Annotated in this window: 20 protein-coding genes; 9 read left to right on the top strand and 11 right to left on the bottom strand. The window is 67.9% G+C overall.

From position 1 onward, the window contains the following. Positions 1–13 precede the first annotated feature (13 nt). Positions 14–607, bottom strand: coding sequence for a TetR/AcrR family transcriptional regulator (locus AC5P7X_RS00575; protein ID WP_032954567.1), 594 nt, complete (start codon positions 605–607; stop codon positions 14–16). A 16-nt stretch (positions 608–623) separates the two neighbouring features. Further along, complete coding sequence (locus tag AC5P7X_RS00570) at positions 624–1,220, bottom strand: NAD(P)H-dependent oxidoreductase (RefSeq protein ID WP_053498260.1); 597 nt, start codon at positions 1,218–1,220, stop codon at positions 624–626. A 125-nt stretch (positions 1,221–1,345) separates the two neighbouring features. Between AC5P7X_RS00570 and AC5P7X_RS00565 the strand changes: the two genes are divergently transcribed. Then, the gene (locus AC5P7X_RS00565; RefSeq protein ID WP_070489944.1) at positions 1,346–1,879 is read left to right on the top strand and encodes a hypothetical protein; all 534 of its coding nucleotides are present in this window, start codon (positions 1,346–1,348) and stop codon (positions 1,877–1,879) included. Positions 1,880–1,912: 33 nt separating this feature from the next. On the opposite strand, the gene AC5P7X_RS00560 is transcribed toward AC5P7X_RS00565, so the two are convergent. Further along, positions 1,913–2,740, bottom strand: a complete 828-nt coding sequence (locus tag AC5P7X_RS00560; protein WP_495214321.1) for an isocitrate lyase/PEP mutase family protein — start codon at positions 2,738–2,740, stop codon at positions 1,913–1,915. A gap of 165 nt (positions 2,741–2,905) precedes the next feature. Here AC5P7X_RS00560 and AC5P7X_RS00555 point away from each other — a divergent pair, with 165 nt between their 5' ends. The 4 genes from AC5P7X_RS00555 to accC all read left to right on the top strand — a co-directional run bounded on the left by AC5P7X_RS00555 (position 2,906) and on the right by accC (position 6,346). Beyond that, positions 2,906–3,634 carry a DOPA 4,5-dioxygenase family protein gene (locus tag AC5P7X_RS00555; protein WP_053498265.1) on the top strand — a complete coding sequence of 243 codons (729 nt, stop codon included), beginning with the start codon at positions 2,906–2,908 and terminating at the stop codon, positions 3,632–3,634. Positions 3,635–3,985: 351 nt separating this feature from the next. Further along, entirely contained in the window at positions 3,986–4,429 is a 444-nt protein-coding gene (aroQ, locus tag AC5P7X_RS00550; RefSeq protein ID WP_053498267.1) for a type II 3-dehydroquinate dehydratase, read from the top strand. 59 nt (positions 4,430–4,488) lie between these two features. Then, complete coding sequence (gene accB, locus AC5P7X_RS00545) at positions 4,489–4,968, top strand: acetyl-CoA carboxylase biotin carboxyl carrier protein (protein WP_019660824.1); 480 nt, start codon at positions 4,489–4,491, stop codon at positions 4,966–4,968. Between the two features lie 10 nt (positions 4,969–4,978). Continuing rightward, on the top strand, positions 4,979–6,346 hold the full coding sequence (accC, locus tag AC5P7X_RS00540; RefSeq protein WP_005419697.1) for an acetyl-CoA carboxylase biotin carboxylase subunit: 1,368 nt from the start codon (positions 4,979–4,981) through the stop codon (positions 6,344–6,346). Positions 6,347–6,479: 133 nt separating this feature from the next. Here the strand turns inward: accC and AC5P7X_RS00535 are convergent, their stop codons facing one another. Together AC5P7X_RS00535 and AC5P7X_RS00530 are read right to left on the bottom strand one after the other, a co-directional pair. After that, entirely contained in the window at positions 6,480–6,854 is a 375-nt protein-coding gene (locus AC5P7X_RS00535) for a hypothetical protein (RefSeq protein ID WP_005419699.1), read from the bottom strand. Continuing rightward, positions 6,851–7,816, bottom strand: coding sequence for a hypothetical protein (locus AC5P7X_RS00530; RefSeq protein ID WP_065178827.1), 966 nt, complete (start codon positions 7,814–7,816; stop codon positions 6,851–6,853). Before AC5P7X_RS00530 ends, AC5P7X_RS00535 begins: the two co-directional genes overlap by 4 nt. 164 nt (positions 7,817–7,980) lie before the next feature. On the opposite strand from AC5P7X_RS00530, the gene prmA reads away from it, so the two are divergent. The 3 genes from prmA (at position 7,981) to fis (ending at position 10,102) form a co-directional block, all read left to right on the top strand. Continuing rightward, positions 7,981–8,901 carry a 50S ribosomal protein L11 methyltransferase gene (gene prmA, locus AC5P7X_RS00525; RefSeq protein ID WP_329847296.1) on the top strand — a complete coding sequence of 307 codons (921 nt, stop codon included), beginning with the start codon at positions 7,981–7,983 and terminating at the stop codon, positions 8,899–8,901. Between the two features lie 42 nt (positions 8,902–8,943). Further along, on the top strand, positions 8,944–9,711 hold the full coding sequence (locus AC5P7X_RS00520; RefSeq protein WP_070489370.1) for a DUF3426 domain-containing protein: 768 nt from the start codon (positions 8,944–8,946) through the stop codon (positions 9,709–9,711). Positions 9,712–9,826: 115 nt separating this feature from the next. Next, a complete protein-coding gene (gene fis, locus AC5P7X_RS00515; RefSeq protein ID WP_005419706.1) occupies positions 9,827–10,102 on the top strand; it encodes a DNA-binding transcriptional regulator Fis in 276 nt (91 codons plus the stop codon). Between the two features lie 184 nt (positions 10,103–10,286). Here fis and AC5P7X_RS00510 read toward each other — a convergent pair whose 3' ends face one another. From AC5P7X_RS00510 to AC5P7X_RS00485, 6 genes are read right to left on the bottom strand one after another with little or no spacing between them, the layout of a single operon-like run. Beyond that, positions 10,287–11,282: a phosphatidate cytidylyltransferase gene (locus tag AC5P7X_RS00510; protein ID WP_005419709.1), complete on the bottom strand. Its 996-nt coding sequence runs from the start codon at positions 11,280–11,282 to the stop codon at positions 10,287–10,289. Next, positions 11,279–11,908, bottom strand: coding sequence for a lysophospholipid acyltransferase family protein (locus AC5P7X_RS00505; RefSeq protein WP_005419712.1), 630 nt, complete (start codon positions 11,906–11,908; stop codon positions 11,279–11,281). Before AC5P7X_RS00505 ends, AC5P7X_RS00510 begins: the two co-directional genes overlap by 4 nt. Positions 11,909–11,921: 13 nt before the next feature. Then, the gene (locus AC5P7X_RS00500; RefSeq protein WP_053498275.1) at positions 11,922–12,359 is read right to left on the bottom strand and encodes a hypothetical protein; all 438 of its coding nucleotides are present in this window, start codon (positions 12,357–12,359) and stop codon (positions 11,922–11,924) included. Further along, complete coding sequence (locus AC5P7X_RS00495; protein ID WP_495214319.1) at positions 12,356–13,684, bottom strand: phosphatase PAP2/dual specificity phosphatase family protein; 1,329 nt, start codon at positions 13,682–13,684, stop codon at positions 12,356–12,358. Before AC5P7X_RS00495 ends, AC5P7X_RS00500 begins: the two co-directional genes overlap by 4 nt. Then, complete coding sequence (locus AC5P7X_RS00490) at positions 13,684–15,435, bottom strand: bifunctional alpha/beta hydrolase/class I SAM-dependent methyltransferase (RefSeq protein ID WP_495214317.1); 1,752 nt, start codon at positions 15,433–15,435, stop codon at positions 13,684–13,686. Before AC5P7X_RS00490 ends, AC5P7X_RS00495 begins: the two co-directional genes overlap by 1 nt. A gap of 34 nt (positions 15,436–15,469) precedes the next feature. Then, positions 15,470–16,087 carry a CDP-alcohol phosphatidyltransferase family protein gene (locus AC5P7X_RS00485; RefSeq protein ID WP_053498281.1) on the bottom strand — a complete coding sequence of 206 codons (618 nt, stop codon included), beginning with the start codon at positions 16,085–16,087 and terminating at the stop codon, positions 15,470–15,472. Between the two features lie 208 nt (positions 16,088–16,295). On the opposite strand from AC5P7X_RS00485, the gene purH reads away from it, so the two are divergent. Then, on the top strand, positions 16,296–17,879 hold the full coding sequence (gene purH / locus AC5P7X_RS00480; protein WP_053498284.1) for a bifunctional phosphoribosylaminoimidazolecarboxamide formyltransferase/IMP cyclohydrolase: 1,584 nt from the start codon (positions 16,296–16,298) through the stop codon (positions 17,877–17,879). The last annotated feature ends 49 nt before the right edge of the window (positions 17,880–17,928 follow it).

Below are 17,928 nucleotides of genomic sequence, written 5' to 3'. Positions count from 1 at the left end.
CCGCTCGTGCGGCTCAGCGCCGCTTGACCGTCGCCACGATCAGCCGCTGCAGCTCGGCCACGGCACCGGCCTTGTCCAGCGCGCCGGCAGCCACGCCCTCTGAAAGGGCTTCAGCCGCACCGAGAATGGCCCAGCGCCCCGCCAGCGACACCGTGCCGTCGGCGGCGAACGGGCCCAGCCAGACCTGGCAGTTGTCGATGAAATCCTGCTGGTAGCGCCGTCGCACCTCATGCAGTTCCGGCGCCCCCACCAGCGCGGCGAGGATGCCTTGCACTTCACTGCCCTGGCTGAGGACGCAGTCGATGTAGCCGGAGGCGATGGCCGCCGCCCGATCGACCAGTTGCGCCCGGGCGCGGCCGATGCGCTCGTGGAAGACCACGGTCTGGCGTCCGTCATAGTCATCGTAGAGCGCCGCCAGCAAGCCATTGCGGGTCACGAAGTGATCGTAGGCCACAGGCTTGGTCACGCCCGCCGCCTCGGCCAGCCGCCCCAGCGTCAACGCTCCGGTACCTTCTCCGCGGACCAGTGCCCAGGCCACATCCAGCAACTGGCGGGTGCGTTGCTCCCGGGTCATTCGGCGGCGCGTGGGGGTGGCGTTGGCGGGCATCGGCGGAGCACGGCGATCAGCGCATTGGAACACCAATTTTACGGCCGATCGCCAGCGCGGTCTGCAGATGCGCGTCAGCGGCACCGGTATCGGCGTCCAGCAGCAGGTGGGACGACAGCACGCGTGCGCCGCAATAGTCGAAGATGCCCATGTCGATCTGCGTCCTCATTGCCGCGTCGTAGCCACGACGTTCGACCATGGCTGCGTCGGCGCCGCCCAAGCCGACCAGATGCACATTCAGGCGCTGCAGCTTCTTCACCAGCCTGCCCTGCGCATCCTGTGCGTAGGCCCAGTCGTTGGTGAACACACGGTCGATCCAGCCTTTCAGCAGCGCCGGGAACGACCACCAGTACAACGGGAACACCAGCACCAGGGTATCGGTGGCATCCAGCCGCGCGTGCTCGGCAGCGACATCGGCGGGTACCGCGCCGGTGCTGCGGAACAAGGCCTGGTCCTGCGGGTTGAAGCGCGGATCGAAGCCTTCGGCCATCAGGTCGGCATAGGCCACGGTGTTGCCGGTGTCGGCCGCGGCAATGGCATCACCGATGCGACGCGCCATCGCGTGGGTCAGCGAACCGGGCTCAGGGTGGGCGATGACAATGAGGCTGTGCATGGGGATCTCCAGGAACCAATACCTACCAATGGTAAGTAGCGATTCCGGGGAAACCAGCGCCACCGATGGGACGCTGTTTTCGCGTCCAACGTATAGTGCAGCGATGCCCTGTGGGACACCCGGACATGGATCGACGCCTGCCCCTGACGATACTGACGCTGCTGCTGTCGCTGTCGCTGCCATCCGCCTTCGCGGGTGAGCTCAGTCCCAGTGACGCGAAGGCCCTGCGCGATGATGTGCGCGCCCTGATGACTGCCTACGCCCGCGGCGATGCGGATTTCCTCATCGAGCGTACGCATCCCAGCCTCAAACGGCTGGCCGGCGGCGATGAGGCCTTCCAGGCGATCACCCGCGATGCGCTGAAGAAGCAGCACAGCGGCGGCGTGGTGGTCATCAGCGAAGACGTCGGTGTGCCGACCCGGACCTATGCGGCGGGGGAGGAAGAAGTCTGCTTCGTGCCACGCCAATCCCTGGTACGGGTGCGTGAAACCCCGATGCGCAGCACCACGTTCATGGTGGCCGTGCGCCGCATTGGCGGTTCCGGGTGGACGTATCTGGATGGCACGGGGCTGCAGGACAATCCACGCCTGCTTCGCCAACTGCTGCCAGCGCTGGAACCCGGCGTGATCCTGCCCAAGCGGGAGATCGAGGCGTTGTAGTCGCCGGCCCTTCCCGCCATGCAGGGCGCGGGGCTACTGGAACAACGCGTTCAAGGCAGCCCCGGACGTCGCCTGCTGCAGGCCATCGAAGCGTCCGTCCTGCACGATCGGCTGGGTCGCCTGCATCAATCCAGCCCACGCGGCACGCGCCAGCGCACCGCCCAGGCTGACCCGGCGAACGCCAAGTGCGGCGATGTCCTGCAGGCTCAGTGCTGTGGGTTCAGCGACCAGCAGGTTCACCGGCTTCGAGCCCGCGGCGGCGACCACCGCACTGATCTGCTCGCGCGTACTGATGCCCGGTGCGTACAGCACATCGGCTCCGGCCTCGGCATAGGCACGCAGGCGCCGCAGGGTGTCCTGCAGATCCGGTGCGCCCACGAAGAAGTTCTCCGCTCGCCCGACCAGCAGCACGTCGCCGCCCGCGCGGTCGATGGCCGCACGCGCCGCGCGCAATCGCTCGACCGCCTGCTCGATGGGCCTCAGTGGTGCATCGGCCAGGCCGCTGGCGTCCTCGATCGACAACGCCGCAATGCCGGTAGCGAGCGCCGCGGCCACCGCCTCCTCCACCGCCTGTGGCGTAGCGCCGAAACCATCACCGAAGTCGGCATTCAACGGCAACGGGGTCGCCGCCGCCATCAGTCGCAGGTGCTCCAGCGTGGCCTGCAGCGATACCGCGCCGTCCGGCCGCCCCTCACTCCAGGCGCAGCCGGCACTGGTGGTGGCCAGGGCCTGGAAGCCCTGCCGCTGCAGATAGCGCGCACTGCCGACGTCCCACGGATTGGGCAGCACGAAGCATCCTGCTGCATGCAACTGGCGGAAGCTGGCGCGCTTGCGCAGGGTGTCGGCATCAGGCGAGGCCATGGCGGGCTCCGGGGCGGTAGACCTGCACCCTAGCCCGCCGTTCGGTCGCGCTCAAGGCGACGAAGGCAGCCGTGCATGAAGTGATGCCGGCTGCTCATTGGACGCCACCGGCAGCCCTGCCCGAGCGTGGACGCCTGCCCCCACAATGCCGCCACGGAGCACCTCATGCACCCGGACCCGCAGCCCCTCACCGACGCAGGCGACGATGACGCCCACTGGGCCGACCTGCTCTCGCCCACCCGCCGGCGCCTGATCGCGTCGGCCGGCCTGGCCGCCGGCGGCCTGGCCAGCGCGTCCACCGCCACCGCCGCCGCGCGCGTCGGCAGCGCCGTGAACACCACCGAACCCGGGCGACCTGGCTTCCGCGCCATCGTTCCGCCAGCGCCCAAGGGCCGCAGCCCCTGGGGCCAGGCCACGGCCAGCGAACCGACCCCGCGCCCGGCCAGCGTGCGCCCCGGCGAGGCCACGTTGCCCACCGCCCCGCGCGCCTACACCGACATCAAGAGCTACCACGCCCATATCTATTTCGATGAGGACAGCTTCGAGAAGGCAGCCCTGCTGCGGCGCTGGGCCGCCGAGCGCTTCCCGGTGGAGCTGGGCAACTGGAACCTGGAGCCGCGCGGCCCGCACGTCACGCCCTCTTTCTACTTCGGCTTCACCAACGACCTGCTGCCGGTGCTGGTGCCCTGGCTGCAGCTCAACAGCCTGGGGCTGACCATCCTGATCCACCCCAATACCGGCGACGGTCGCGCCGATCACCTGTATTACGCCTTGTGGGTGAACCGCGCGCAGCCGGTGAACGCCTACAACTGGCCGGCGCCACAACCGGGGGAACAGGAGCCGTTGGAGGAGGTATTCCCGAACGTGGTGCCGACGGTGCCGCTGGAAACCTGAGCGGATGTCCGATTGGGGCGCTGGGGGTGTGCAGCGCACCTTGCGCAGCCCCCTCGGTGGCTGCGTAGCTTGCTGCGCACCGCACTTCCTTCATCCACGCATGGCGTGGATCTACCGCATCATGGGCCGTTGCGGCATCGCCCCTCGCCCGGCCCTGCCGTGATCGTCGGCCTATGTGCTCGCATCCACCGCCTGCAAGACGTTCAGCGCGCCTTGATCCGGCGTCCGCCATACAGCCACAGGCCCTCCGGCACGTTTCAAACATACGATTGAAACGCTGCAAACTTCGCCGAACTGGACAGCATCCACCGGTTCCGCCAGACTGCCGCCCTTTCCCGTCTTCCGGATCCCATGGCGAAGCTGCTGGTCCTGCACGGCCCCAACCTCAACCTGCTCGGCACCCGCGAGCCGGAGGTGTACGGCCACACCACGCTGGCCGACATCGACCAGGCCCTGGCCGCGCAGGCATCCGCTGCCGGGCACGCCGTGGAGAGCCTGCAGTCCAACGCCGAGCATGTGCTGGTCGACCGCGTGCAGGCTGTGCGCAACGACGGAACCGCTTTCATCCTGATCAACCCCGCCGCCTTCACCCACACCTCGGTGGCCCTGCGCGATGCGCTGGCAGCGGTGGCGGTGCCGTTCATCGAGATCCATCTGTCCAACCCGCATACCCGCGAACCCTTCCGCCAGCACAGCTACTTCAGTGACAAGGCGGTGGGCGTGGTGTGCGGCTTCGGTGCCGACAGCTACCGCTACGCGATGGACGCGGCGCTGCTGCGCGTATCCGCCACCTGATTGTCGACCCGGGCGCCCACGGCGCTCTCCTCACCTAGATAGAAACCAAAGAGGCCCTCATGGATCTGCGCAAAATCAAGAAACTGATCGACCTGCTGGAAGAGTCGAACCTGGCTGAAATCGAAATCAAGGAAGGCGAAGAGTCGGTGCGCCTGTCGCGCGCTCCGGTCGCTGGTTATGCCGCGCCGGTCGCAGCTCCGGTGTACGCCGCCCCGGCGGCGCCGGCGGCGCAGGCGATGCCGATGCAGTCGCCGACCGAAGCGTCCACCGGCGGCACCGCCAAGCCGGGCCCGGCGCTGCCGGAAGGCCATGTGCTGCGCTCGCCGATGGTCGGCACGTTCTATGCCTCGTCCGCCCCGGACAAGCCGGCCTTCGTCACCGTGGGCCAGCAGGTCAAGGAAGGCGAAACCCTGGCCATCATCGAAGCGATGAAGATGTTCAACCCGATCGAAGCCGACACGTCCGGCACCATCGTCGCCATCCTCGGCGAGAACGGCCAGCCGGTGGAGTTCGACCAGCCGCTGTTCGTGATCGGCTGAGGGGCGCGCCATGCTCGACAAAGTCGTCATCGCCAACCGAGGGGAGATCGCGCTGCGCATCCTGCGCGCGTGCCATACCCTCGGCATCCGCACGGTGGCCGTGCACTCCACGGTCGACCGCAACCTCAAGCACGTGGCCATGGCCGACGAGTCGGTCTGCATCGGTCCGGCGCCGTCGCCGCAGAGCTACCTCAACATCCCGGCACTGATCGCCGCTGCTGAAGTCACCGACGCCCAGGCCATCCACCCGGGCTACGGCTTCCTGTCGGAGAACGCCGACTTCGCCGAGCGCGTGGAAGAGTCGGGCTTCATCTTCATCGGCCCCAAGGCTGACACCATCCGCATGATGGGTGACAAGGTCGAAGCCATCCGCGCGATGAAGGCCGCCGGCGTGCCGTGCGTGCCCGGTTCGGGCGGCCCGCTGGGCGATGACATCGTCGCCAACACCAAGATCGCCCGTGAGATCGGTTATCCGGTCATCATCAAGGCGGCCGGCGGTGGTGGTGGCCGTGGCATGCGCGTCGTGCACGCCGAAGCCTCGCTGAAGACCTCGATCGAAACCACCAAGAGCGAGGCCAAGGCCGCGTTCGGCAATGGCGAGGTCTACATGGAGAAGTTCCTGGAGAACCCGCGCCACGTGGAGATCCAGGTGCTGGCCGACGGCCAGGGCAACGCCATCCACCTCGGCGAACGCGATTGCTCGATGCAGCGCCGCCACCAGAAGGTGGTGGAAGAAGCACCGGCACCGGGCATCACCGCCGAACAGCGCGAGCAGATCGGCAAGGTGTGCACCGAAGCCTGCATCCGCATCGGCTACCGCGGCGCGGGCACGTTCGAGTTCCTGTACGAGGACGGCCGCTTCTACTTCATCGAAATGAACACCCGCATCCAGGTGGAACATCCGGTCACCGAAATGGTCACCGGCATCGACCTGGTGGCCGAGCAGCTGAAGATCGCCGCTGGCCAGAAGCTGTCGATCAAGCAGAGCGACGTGGTACTGACCGGCCATGCCATCGAGTGCCGCATCAACGCCGAAGATGCTGAGACCTTCGTGCCGAGCCCGGGCACCATCACCGGCTTCCATCCGCCGGGCGGCCCCGGCGTGCGCGTGGATACCCACATCTACAGTGGCTATCGCGTGCCGTCCAACTACGACTCGATGATCGGCAAGCTGATCGTGCACGGCCCGGACCGCGAAACCGCCATCGCCCGCATGCGGGTGGCGCTGAGCGAGATGGTGGTCGATGGCATCAAGACCAACATCGCCCTGCAGCAGCGGATCATGCGCGACAAGGGTTTCCAGGCCGGTGGACAGAACATCCACTATCTGGAAAAGCGCCTTGCCGAGCGCAAGAACAAGCCGATCGCGCTGACCTGATCGTCACCCGATGCTGGACATGGAAAGGGCGGGGATATCCCCGCCCTTTTCTGTTTTCCTTCCGGCAGCGCCGAGCCGTTCCCGGCTTGCGGGCGAGTGCAGCCGAGCATGGCTCGGCTCTACTGATGCGGCCTCAGCGCGCGTCCGCCGCCGTCGCCGGAATCTGCGAATTGGCCAGCGGCCGCACGCCATTGGGCGAGGTCGGATCGACGATCACCATGGTCTCGGTCGAGCCATCCGGCCACACCACCTGGAAGGTGCTGCCAGCCGGCAGTGAAGCGAACGGCATGCCCGTCTGCGCGCGATAGACCGCAGCGACCTGGCTGGCGCCGGCGCGGCGCACATCTTCCTGCGCCTTCACCGTGGTCAGTTCCACCTTCGACAGATGCCGGTACCGATCCTCGTAGGTATCGATCATCAGCAGGCCGACCGCACCGGCAGAGTAGGCCACGAACAGCGCCACCCAGAACCAGAACTTGGCCCCATGCAGGAATCGACGGTAATTCATCGCCCGTCCCTCTTTCCAATCAATCGCTTGATCCATTCCTTCATTTTCCCAGCACCTTGCCGCGATACCGCAGCGTCATACACGAAATCCCGGAAATCCTGCGCTCCATCCTGCGAACAGATCCCTCCGTTCGCACAAAAACTGTTGACCAGCACGCTGTCCGCTCCACACGGTAGACCGAGTTCGCAGGCCGCAAGCCGCCATGCAAGCTCACTGAGCTGTTCGCCCGCCACCAGACCGTCGAGTGCGCTGTCACCGGCGGCACGCACGCCCATGCCCGGCGCGATCGCCATATAGGCCTCCGGGTCACGCGAAGTACGCACGCGCTCGACCAGGTCGCGGCGGTACTCGGCACTGTCATGCAACGGCTCACCCTCGGCGAACAACGATGCTTCTGCGGCCAGGTTGCCCTGCGCGGCCGCCTTGCGGCGTTCGGCCAGCACCAGCGCAGCGCCCAGCTTGTCGCCCGGAACGAAGCCGCCACACCGCTGCGCCACGCGCTCGCGGGCCTCGATCATCGCCGGCGCCGCGGTCAGGCCCAACCCGCTCAACACGTTGTTGTCCAAGCGGTAACCACCCGGATCGAGTGCGTACTGCGCGCAATAGTCATACACGCGGCTGAGCATCCAGCGCGCTTCATGGTTACCTGTATCGGCCTGCACGCGCAGTCGCTGGGCGTAGGCGTACAGATCGCTGGCATCTTCGATGTCAGCGCGGAGGTCCAGCGGCAGGCCCGACGGCAGCGTGTTGCCGCGCTCGACGGTGGCCAGCCGGCGCGCCAGGGCTTCCGGCACCACCGGCAACGCCGCTCCGCTGTCGCGGCTGGCCACGACGGTCGGCAGGTCCGGCGACGGTGATGCCACGCCCGCCGCATGGCCGCTGGCCCGGTACCCGGCCACGCCCAGCACGGCCACCGCCGGCAGCACGAGCAACCAGGTTTTCAGGGTCGGGGCGAAGGCCATCGGCGGCGGTGAGCGTTCACGGCGCACAGGAAAGTGCCGAGTTTAGCAAGGCCCGGCAGGCCTGTCTGAACTGCCCCCGTTCATCTCAGGGCGGCATCTCAGGCAATACGGAGACGCCCCGATGGTCTAGCATGGCCCCCTTTCCCGTGATTGCCCCCACCGCCATGCCGTTCCTGGAACTGACCCTGCGCTGCACCGAAGCCACCCAGCCCCGCTATGAAAATGCGCTGGAGGACGTCGGCGCACTGGCCGTGACCCTGCTCGATGCCGAAGCCGACACCAGCAACGAACAGGCCATCCTCGAACCCGGCGTGGGTGAAACGCCGCTGTGGGACACCCTGGTGCTGAGCGCACTGTTCCCCGCCGACAGCAATGCGCTGTTGCTGCTGGCCGCGCTGGAATCGTTCGATCCGGAACTGGACTGGAGCAACGGCAGCTTCCGCGCCGTCGAGGATGAAGACTGGGAACGCGCCTGGCTGGACCAGTTCCAGCCGATGGATTTCGGCAGCCGTACCTGGATCGTGCCGTGGAACCATGAACTGCCGGACGCCGCGCAGGCCGCCGATGCCGCCGTGGTGCGGCTGGACCCGGGCCTGGCCTTCGGCTCGGGCACCCACCCGACCACCGCCCTGTGCCTGCGCTGGCTGGACCAGCTGGCCGTGGACGGCCAGTTGCAGGGACAGCGCGTGCTCGACTTCGGCTGTGGCTCGGGCATCCTCGCCCTGGCCGCGCTGAAGCTGGGTGCCGCCGAAGCGATCGGCGTGGACAACGACCCGCAGGCGCTGGTCGCCACCGCCGACAATGCCGAGCGCAACGGCGAGCAGGCGCGCATGCACGTGTACCTGCCGCAGGACGAACCGGTCGCCACCTACCCGATCGTGGTTGCCAACATCCTCGCCTCGGCACTGGACGCGCTGGCCGAGCTGCTGGCCGCGCGCGTCGCTGCCGGCGGCCGCATCGCCCTGTCCGGCATCCTGCATGGCCAGGAAGGCGAACTGCTGCAGCGCTACGCCGCGTGGTTCGACGACCTGCATGCGACCCAGGATGGCGACTGGATGCGCATCACCGGCATACGCCGCGCCTGATCGTGATTGAATGACCGCTGGATCCGAGCCCGCACCCTGAGCATGTCCGAGCCGAACCCGCCGCGCCGCCCGTTGGCCACCTTCCTGCGCCCCGCGTCGGAAGGCGAGGCTGCACCTGCGACCGATTCACGCACGCCCGACCCGGCGATGGATGACATCCCGCCAGCCCAAGCCCGCGCCCCCCTCGAAGCGGCGTTGCCACCGATGGCGGAAACGCGACAGTGCGATGACATCGTCAACCCCGACGAAGCGGCCGTGATCGAACCCGTCCTTGCCGCTCCGGTCCCGCAGGCCGTGGCCGGAGATGCACCCAGTTTCCTGGGCACCTCGCGGCCACGCGCACTGCCGACGCCACGCTGGCACTGGGGGCTGGTCGCCGGACTGGCACTGCTGCTGGTCCTGCAGAGTGTTCTGGCCGATCGTGCGCGACTGGCCGCCGACGCCGGCAACCGCGCCTGGCTGGGCGCACTGTGCGGCGTATTGCGCTGCAGCCTGCCGGCCTGGCATGAACCCACCGCGTTCACCATGACCAGCCGCGAGATCCGCCCCGTGCCGGGCCAGGCCGGCGTACTGCAGGTGCAGGCCAGCATCCGCAACGATGCGCGCTGGGCACAGGCCTGGCCGGATCTGCGCCTGTCGCTGTCCGATGCCGATGGCCGGGTGATCGGCAGCGGCGTGTTCGCACCGGCGCAGTACCTCGGCGAGAACCCCGGCGCGGCCGTGCTGGAACCTGGCCAGAGTGCACGCATTGCGTTCCGCGTGCAGGAACCCGCCGCATCCACCGTCGCATTCACCTTCGACTTCCTCTGAGCAGGATAGAGGCGACCAGCCGTGGCAGGTCGGGCACGCTCGCGCTAGACTGGCCGCCACCACCTCGTCCGGCCGCGCGCTCCGCGCGCACGGGCCAACCGAATCGGGAACCCCCTTGAACGCTGTCCTCTCTCGTCCTGACAACAGTCGTGGCGCTCCCCGGCCACCGCTGCGTGAACACGTCGCCCAGTCCGTGCGCCGCTACCTGCGTGACCTTGATGGCTGCGACGCGGACGATGTCTACGAGATCGTGCTGCGCGAGATGGAAATCCCGCTGTTCGTGGAAGTGCTCAACCACTGCGAAGGCAACCAGAGCCGCGCCGCGGCGATGCTGGGCATCCACCGCGCCACCCTGCGCAAGAAGCTGAAGGAATACGGCATCAGCGCGTAAGCGCGCGTGGGTAGTGCCGGCCGCTGGCCGGCAACCCCATGAACGATGGCAGGAAGTTGCAGTTGCCGGCCAGCGGCCGGCACTACCGGTGGATCCACGCCATGCGTGGATGGAAGCCCGGCAGAATCATCCGCCTCCGCCCGTCAGTAGATCCACGCCATGCGTGGATGAAGGCCCGGTAGGATCACCCGCCCCCGCCCGCCTTCCAGTAATACCGCACCACATGGAAGAACACGGGCGCGGCGAAGCACACCGAATCCAGCCGGTCGAGCATGCCGCCATGGCCCTCGATCATGTGGCCCCAGTCCTTGATGCCACGGTCGCGCTTGATCGCCGACATCACCAGCCCTCCCCAGAACCCCATCAGGTTGATCAGCAGCGACAGGCCGAACGCCTGCAGCGGCGTGAACGGGGTGATCCACCACAGTGCCGCACCCAGCGCACTGGCACTCAGCACGCCGCCCACGAAGCCCTCCACCGTCTTCGACGGCGACAGCTTCGGCGCGACCAGGTGCCTGCCCAGCAGCTTGCCCCAGATGTACTGCAGCACGTCCGAGGACTGCACCACGATCACCAGGAAGGCGAACAGCAGCACGTTGCGCGACGGGTCATGGCCAGGCACGTGCAGGTTCAGCAGCAGCGGCACGTGCGAGATGCAGAACACGCAGATCATCAGCCCCCACTGCACCTTCGCGGTGCGCTCCAGGTAGTGCGTGGTGTCACCACCGATGGTCGACAGGATCGGCAGGAACAGGAATGCGTAGACCGGAATCAGCAGCGTGTACATGCCGTACCAGTCGATCCACACCAGGTAGTACTGCCACGGCAGCACGATGTAGAACGCGGCCAGCAGCGCGTAGTAGTCGCCCGAGCGGGTCGGTGCCAGAGTGATGAACTCGCGCAGCGCGAACAGCGAGATGATCGCAAACAGTACGATCACCCCGGCGCGACCGAAGAACAGCGCCAGCCCGACCACGATCGCCATCACCCACCAGGCGCGGATGCGCGACACCAGGTTGGCGATCACTGCACTGGGCTGCCCACGCTGCCGCCAGCGCAGGGTCTCGGCCACCAGCGTGGCCAGCACCAGCACCGCGCCGACGCCGGCAAACAGCAGACCGGTCTGCTGGCCCACGCTGCGCGCGGCCAGGTCACCGGACACGTCCATCAGATAGCTCATGCGCGCCCTCCATTCGGCGCCAGGTCCAGCAGCGCCTGCCGGCTGCGGGCCAGGAATGCAGCCTTGTCCTCGTCGGCCTGCAGCCGCAGCGGCGTGCCGAACGTAGCCGTGCACAGCAGCGGCAGCGGCAGGAACCGGCCCTTCGGCATCACCCGCTTCAGGTTGTCGATCCACACCGGCACGAACTCCAGCTCCGGCCGTTGCCGCGCCAGGTGGTAGATGCCGCTCTTGAACGGCAGCAGCGGCTCATCGCCCACATTGCGCGTGCCTTCCGGGAACAGGATCAGCGAGCACTCTTCGTCGACCGCATCGCGCAGCACCTGCAACGGGTCCTGCTGGCGATGCCCGGCCTCACGCTCTACCAGTACACCGTTGAACACCGCATCGATCAGGTAGCGGCGCAGGCCGTCGCGCTGCCAGTATTCGGCGGCGGCCACCGGGCGTACCTGTCGCCGCAGCGCGGGCGGCATCGACGACCAGATCAGCACGAAGTCGCCATGGCTGGCGTGGTTGCCGTAGTACACGCGGCGCTCGCTGGACGGCGCACAGCCGATCCACAGCGCACGGGCGCCCGTCACCACGTGGATCGCGCCACTGCAGGCGCGTGCAATCAGTTCGGCGAACATCGGTCCCTCCCGTTCACGTCTGCGGCCACACTACGGCCAGTACCAGTAGTGCGGCCTGCACTGCCGTCAGCAGGTACTGGCGCAGCAGCAGCCGGCGCATGCCGGCCCAACGCACGTCCCAGCCGCGCAGCGGCGCATCGGCCGGTGTGCGGCGCAGGCCACTGTCCTGCAGCAACTGGTCGGTACGGCGTGCAGCGGCTTCGCCTTCCAGGCCTTCATCGCGCAACAGCTGCAGCAGGCTCGCGTCCAGCCCGACCCGCCATGCATGGTAGGCCTGCACGAGCCCAGCGCCCACACTGAGCAGCAACAGCCCGGCGGCGATCATCGCCACCCCCGCTTCGATGCCCAGCAGCAGCAGCGCCACCAGCAGCAGCCCCAGCGACAGCAGCGCGGGCCAGCGTCCCTGGCGCAGCAGCAGTTGCATGGTCGCCAGATCGGGAACGGCACTCATGCGCGCACTCCAGCCGCTGCGGTGATGGCTTGCAGATGCTCCGGGCCCAGCACGATGCCGGGGCGTGCCGCACGCACGATGGCGACCGCCGCTCCGACTTCCGCGGCACGGCCCGTGCGCAGCAGCCACGTCGCCACGCTGGCGGCACTGCGCGAATAGCCCAGTGCACAGCACACCAGCAGCGGTCCCTGCGGCCGCAGACGCTCGATGGCGTCGGCGGCCTCGCGCAGCTGCTCCGGCGTGGGCACCACCAGGTCCAGCATCGGCACGCTGCCATACGCCGCACCCGGCGCGCAGCAGGACAGCTCGGCGCAGGCATCGACCACGCCCACCAGAGGTGCCGGCAATACCGTGCAGGGAATCCGGCCCAGCCACACGCCGTCCAGCACCGGCACCGGCTGCGGCGCACGCCGTGTCCACAGCCGCGAGTTGACCCAGGCGGCGCCCAGGTACGGTGCCAGCAGCCAGCGTGCCGCCATGGTCAGGCGACCCTCGGCGCGCTTCTGGAACACCGCCGTGCCCAGCCCGGCATACGCCAGCGCCACCAGCATCAGCGACACCACCGGCCACAGCAGCCACAACGCCGTACCCCGCAGCAGGACCACTGGCACCAGCAGCACGGCGGCCGCCAGCAGGTACAGCGCAGCCAATCGCCACCGCTTGGCATGCCGCGCGATGCGCCAGGCCCGCAGCGGTGGCGTGCCCTGCTCCGGCCACAGCCACACGCACAGCCAGCCGGCCAGCAGCCCGGTCGGGATGTCGATGAAATGATGCTGGAACGTGGTCAACACCGAGACGCCGATCAGCAGCGCCCACACATGCAGTACCCAGCGCCAGGCACCGTGCAGGTACTGCGCGAACTTCACCCACAGCACGATCAGCAGCACGATGTGCAGCGATGGCGCCTGGTTGAACGGCTTGTCGAAACCCAGCAGCACATCGAACAGCCAACCGAACACGCCGCCGATCTCCGGCCGCTCGAAACTGAAGCGCAGCGGCCACAGCAGGAAGCAGCTCACGGCGATCAGCTGTGCACTGAACAGCCGCAATGCGTGCCGGTCCAGTTCGAGGCGCTGCCGGCACAGGAAGAACGAGACCGCGTAGAACAGGTCGATCGACCAGTACGGCACGATCGTCCATGGCACGAACGGAATCTGCGTTTCCCAGCCGAACGCCATCACCGGCAGTTCGGCGTGGCGGCCAGCCATCCAGTTGGCGAAGCCGTAGCTGGCAAAGAAGAACGGGCCCAGCAGGGCCAGCCACAGCAGCGCGCGCCGCCAGGGGCGCCCCGCCGTGGCAAGCGGAGTTGCAGCCAGCGTCGCCATCACGCGGTCCGGCGTGCCAGCGACACAGTGAAGATGCCGAAGTCATCGATGCGCTGCGCCACTTTCTCGAACCCGGCCAGGCGCACCAGTTCATCCATTTCCTGCTGGGTGCGGCGGCGCATCACCCAAGCAGCGCCACCACGATGACTGGTCAGCGCGCGGGCGATGAACTCCAGCTGCGGGTGCCAGGGCTGGCCGGTGTAGGCCAGGTAGCCACCCATCGGCACCGTTGCGGCGATGCCCTGCAGCGAGCGCAGCACGGCGTCGTTGTCGGGGAACAGTTCGTACAGGCCCGATACCACCGCCAGCGTCGGCGCCGGATCGACCTGCGCCAGCTGCACCGGATCGAACGCATCGCCCTGTTCGAAACGGGCGATGTCGGACGTACCGAGGCGCTCGATCAACGCCTGGCCCTGGGTCACGTTCAGACCGCTGAAGTCGCGCAGCACGATGCGCTCGGCGCGTTGCTCGCCCTGGCCCAGCGCTTCCAGTACATAACGGCCATGGCCAGCGGCCACGTCCAGCACGCGCACCGGCATGCCCTGCCCGCGCAGGCGTTGGGCGGCATCGCGCAGCAGTTCCTGCAGGTGCCGACCGCGAATGCGGATGCCGCGCCAGCCGATCGCATCCAGGTAGTTGCGGTCGACCAGGCGCCCCAACGGGCCCTTGCCACGTGCTTCGTCGCGATAGATGTAGTCCAGCGTGCTGCCCGAATCGAAACCGGTCTGCAGGCCCAGTGCAATGCCTTCGGACAGTCTGCCGCCAAAGCGCAGGCCACCGCGCACCACGCGCCAGCGCAGGTCGGCCAGGCTGTTGCGCTCGGGCGGCCAGGCCAGGATTTCAGACTCCTCAAATGTCGGCCCATGGCGGTGCGCATCGCGCCGCGACAACTCGCGCAACGGTTCGGCGAATCGCGCCTGGATGAAGCTGCGGATACGTGCCAGTGCCGGTGCCCGATCACGCTCGCCCAGCGTGTCGTGGAAGAAGCCCGGCAGATGCACGCGCTCCTTGATCGGGCTGGACAGGCGCTCGTAGAAGCGGTCCTGCGGGCCACGGTGCACGACGAAGTCCGAGCCGGACACCAGCAACTGCACCGGCACGCTGATGGCCTGCGCATCGGCGACGATGCGATCGGCCGCCTCATACAGGCCCAGCAACACGCGCACCGAGATCGGCCGGGTGATCAGCGGATCGGTGCGGTAGCTTTCCACCCGCGCCGGATCGTGGGTCAGCCATTGCGGCTTGACGTAGCTGTTGACGAAGAAGTTGCCGCGCAGCTTCTGCATCAATGCCAGGCCCGGGCGTGCGAACGGCACGTACAGCTTCACCTTGAACGCCGGCGAAGCCATCACCAGCGCGCGCAGGCGCGGCGCGTAGTCGTGCACCCAGGTGGCGGCGACCACGGCACCCACGCTCTGCGCGATCACCACGATGTCTTCCACCGCGATGCCATGCTCGGCGCCGATGTGGGCGATGAAGCTGTCCAGGTCGCGCACCAGCGCCGGAAAGCCCGGTGCATCGCCACGCGCGCCCGGCGAACGGCCATTGCCGCGCGCATCCCAGGCGAAGAAGGCGGTGTCAGGCAGGTCCAGCTCATCGACCAGATGGGTAACGCGCCCGGAGTGCTCGTGCCCGCGGTGCAGCAGCACGATGGCCCGGGTGGCCGGGGTGGCTGTGGTGCCCGCCCAGTACCGGTAGAACAGCGGTACCTGGTCGAAGCTGTGGAATTCCCGCTCCTGCGCCTGACGCATGCAATCTCCTGATTGTCTTTTTCTATCTGCTTGATTAATTTGGCGAAACTGCGGTTTCCCGCAGTCCGCGACGGACCCGGTTGATCATCGTCAGCACGCACAGCACCGCCATGGCCGCGGCCACCCCCGTGATCGTCATCGCGCCAACCCACTCAAACGCCAGCAGCAGGCCCAGCGCACCGATCACGAAGGCGCGGTCGCTTTTGCCCATCGGGCCGTCATAGCGGCGGCTGGCGCCGACCATCAGCCCCAGCACGCCGGCGTATTCGCTCAGCGCCGCGGTCCAGGCCAACAGCCACAGCGCCTCCGGGCGCACGCCCGGCACGCTGAGCAGGCTCAGGTACAGCGCCGCATCGGCGATCACATCGCACAATTCGTTCAGATAGGCACCCAGCCGCGACTGCTGGCCGAATTCGCGGGCCAGCATGCCGTCCACCGCGTTGAGCGCCATGCGCAGCAGCATCCACAGCGGCAGCAGCAGGTACAGCCATGGCTGGGCCGGCGCGCAGCACCAGACGGCGCCGGCCACCAGCAGCGAGACCACGGCAGCGGCCACGGTCACCGCATTGGCGGTGATCCCCATGCGGTACAGGCCGCGTACGGCCGGACGCAGGAGGTCCTGAAAACGTCCTTTCAATGCATAGATCGACACGATCCGAACCCGCTGATCCTTGGCAGTTCCCGCACAGCCTACCCGATTGGGGCAGCGTGCCCCATCGAATTGATTGCGGACCGCCCCCGGCCAGACGGTGCTGAAGGCGGCCACAGCCCATCGGTGCGGGTTGATTGCCACCACCAGCGCCCGCCACCGGCCGCCACCGCCTACAATATCGGCCCCGCTCCGCTGCCGATTCTGTCCCATGACTGCTGATCTGTTGCCCGTCCGCCGGGCCCTCCTCTCCGTTTCCGACAAGACCGGTCTGGTCGAGCTGGCCACTGCGCTGGCGGCACGCGGCGTGGAGCTGCTGTCCACCGGCGGCACCGCCAAGGCGATCCGCGAGGCGGGCCTGGCAGTGAAGGACGTGGCCGAGGTCACCGGTTTCCCGGAAATGATGGACGGCCGGGTCAAGACCCTGCACCCGATGGTGCACGGCGGCCTGCTGGGCCGCTCCGGCCTGGATGACGCGGTGATGGCCGAGCACGGCATCGGCGCCATCGACCTGCTGGTGCTGAACCTGTACCCGTTCGAATCGGTCACCGCCAAGGCCGAGTGCACCCTGGCCGACGCGGTCGAGAACATCGACATCGGCGGCCCGGCCATGCTGCGTTCGGCGGCCAAGAACTTCGCCCGCGTGGCAGTGGCCACCGACCCGTCGCAGTACCCCGAGCTGCTGGCCTCGCTGGAGGCCAACAACGGCCAGCTGACGGCTGCCACCCGCTTCGCGTTCTCGGTGGCCGCGTTCAACCGCGTCGCCCAGTACGATGCGGCGATCAGCAACTACCTGTCGGCGGTCACCGCCACCGACGCCGCCGTGCCGGCCCGTGCCGAATACCCGGCGCAGATGAACTCCACCTTCGTGAAGGTGATGGACCTGCGCTACGGCGAGAACCCGCACCAGAGCGGCGCGTTCTACCGCGACCTGTACCCGGTGCCGGGCACGCTGGCCACCTTCCAGCAGCTGCAGGGCAAGGAGCTGAGCTACAACAACCTGGCCGATGCCGATGCGGCGTGGGAATGCGTGCGCCAGTTCGATGCGCCGGCCTGCGTCATCGTCAAGCACGCCAACCCGTGCGGCGTGGCCGTCGGCGCCGGCAACGGCGATGCCTACGAGCTGGCCTACGCCACCGACCCGACCAGCGCCTTCGGCGGCATCATCGCCTTCAACAAGCCGCTGGACGCCGCCACCGCCAAGGTGATCCTGGACCGCCAGTTCGTGGAAGTGCTGATTGCCCCGGACTACGAGCCGGCCGCGCTGGAATACGCGCAGAAGAAGGCCAACGTACGCGTGCTGCGCATCCCGCATGGCGACGGCCTGAACAACTTCGACAGCAAGCGCGTCGGCTCGGGCCTGCTGCTGCAGTCGTCGGACAACCGCGGCATGACCCGCGACGAGCTGAAGGTGGTCAGCAAGCTGGCGCCGACCGACAAGCAGTTCACCGACCTGCTGTTTGCCTGGAAGGTGGCCAAGTTCGTGAAGTCCAACGCGATCGTCTACGCCAAGGACAATCGCACCATCGGCGTGGGCGCCGGCCAGATGAGCCGCGTGTACTCGGCGCGCATCGCCGGCATCAAGGCCGCCGATGCGAACCTGGTGGTCGAGGGTTCGGTGATGGCCTCCGATGCGTTCTTCCCGTTCCGCGATGGCATCGATGCCGCCGCTGCCGCTGGCATCAAGGCGGTCATCCAGCCGGGCGGTTCGATGCGCGATGCCGAAGTGATCGCCGCCGCCGACGAACATGGCCTGGCCATGGTGTTCACCGGCGTGCGCCACTTCCGCCACTGATCCGCATCACCAAGCCGGGCCCTGCCCGGCTTTTCTTTTCCGTTTCCGA

The sequence above is a fragment of the Stenotrophomonas sp. YJH_SMC_53 genome, assembly GCF_059369995.1.
Note: the sequence above shows the minus strand (reverse complement) of the source record. Positions and strands in the feature narration are given on the sequence as shown.

What these genes read in the sequence shown, in the direction of transcription:
- AC5P7X_RS00575 (WP_032954567.1), bottom strand. Translation starts at nt 607, where the DNA reads ATGCCCGCCAACGCCACCCCCACGCGCCGCCGAATGACCCGGGAGCAA.
- AC5P7X_RS00570 (WP_053498260.1), bottom strand. Translation starts at nt 1,220, where the DNA reads ATGCACAGCCTCATTGTCATCGCCCACCCTGAGCCCGGTTCGCTGACC.
- AC5P7X_RS00565 (WP_070489944.1), top strand. Translation starts at nt 1,346, where the DNA reads ATGGATCGACGCCTGCCCCTGACGATACTGACGCTGCTGCTGTCGCTG.
- AC5P7X_RS00560 (WP_495214321.1), bottom strand. Translation starts at nt 2,740, where the DNA reads ATGGCCTCGCCTGATGCCGACACCCTGCGCAAGCGCGCCAGCTTCCGC.
- AC5P7X_RS00555 (WP_053498265.1), top strand. Translation starts at nt 2,906, where the DNA reads ATGCACCCGGACCCGCAGCCCCTCACCGACGCAGGCGACGATGACGCC.
- aroQ (WP_053498267.1), top strand. Translation starts at nt 3,986, where the DNA reads ATGGCGAAGCTGCTGGTCCTGCACGGCCCCAACCTCAACCTGCTCGGC.
- accB (WP_019660824.1), top strand. Translation starts at nt 4,489, where the DNA reads ATGGATCTGCGCAAAATCAAGAAACTGATCGACCTGCTGGAAGAGTCG.
- accC (WP_005419697.1), top strand. Translation starts at nt 4,979, where the DNA reads ATGCTCGACAAAGTCGTCATCGCCAACCGAGGGGAGATCGCGCTGCGC.
- AC5P7X_RS00535 (WP_005419699.1), bottom strand. Translation starts at nt 6,854, where the DNA reads ATGAATTACCGTCGATTCCTGCATGGGGCCAAGTTCTGGTTCTGGGTG.
- AC5P7X_RS00530 (WP_065178827.1), bottom strand. Translation starts at nt 7,816, where the DNA reads ATGGCCTTCGCCCCGACCCTGAAAACCTGGTTGCTCGTGCTGCCGGCG.
- prmA (WP_329847296.1), top strand. Translation starts at nt 7,981, where the DNA reads ATGCCGTTCCTGGAACTGACCCTGCGCTGCACCGAAGCCACCCAGCCC.
- AC5P7X_RS00520 (WP_070489370.1), top strand. Translation starts at nt 8,944, where the DNA reads ATGTCCGAGCCGAACCCGCCGCGCCGCCCGTTGGCCACCTTCCTGCGC.
- AC5P7X_RS00510 (WP_005419709.1), bottom strand. Translation starts at nt 11,282, where the DNA reads ATGAGCTATCTGATGGACGTGTCCGGTGACCTGGCCGCGCGCAGCGTG.
- AC5P7X_RS00505 (WP_005419712.1), bottom strand. Translation starts at nt 11,908, where the DNA reads ATGTTCGCCGAACTGATTGCACGCGCCTGCAGTGGCGCGATCCACGTG.
- AC5P7X_RS00500 (WP_053498275.1), bottom strand. Translation starts at nt 12,359, where the DNA reads ATGAGTGCCGTTCCCGATCTGGCGACCATGCAACTGCTGCTGCGCCAG.
- AC5P7X_RS00495 (WP_495214319.1), bottom strand. Translation starts at nt 13,684, where the DNA reads ATGGCGACGCTGGCTGCAACTCCGCTTGCCACGGCGGGGCGCCCCTGG.
- AC5P7X_RS00490 (WP_495214317.1), bottom strand. Translation starts at nt 15,435, where the DNA reads ATGCGTCAGGCGCAGGAGCGGGAATTCCACAGCTTCGACCAGGTACCG.
- purH (WP_053498284.1), top strand. Translation starts at nt 16,296, where the DNA reads ATGACTGCTGATCTGTTGCCCGTCCGCCGGGCCCTCCTCTCCGTTTCC.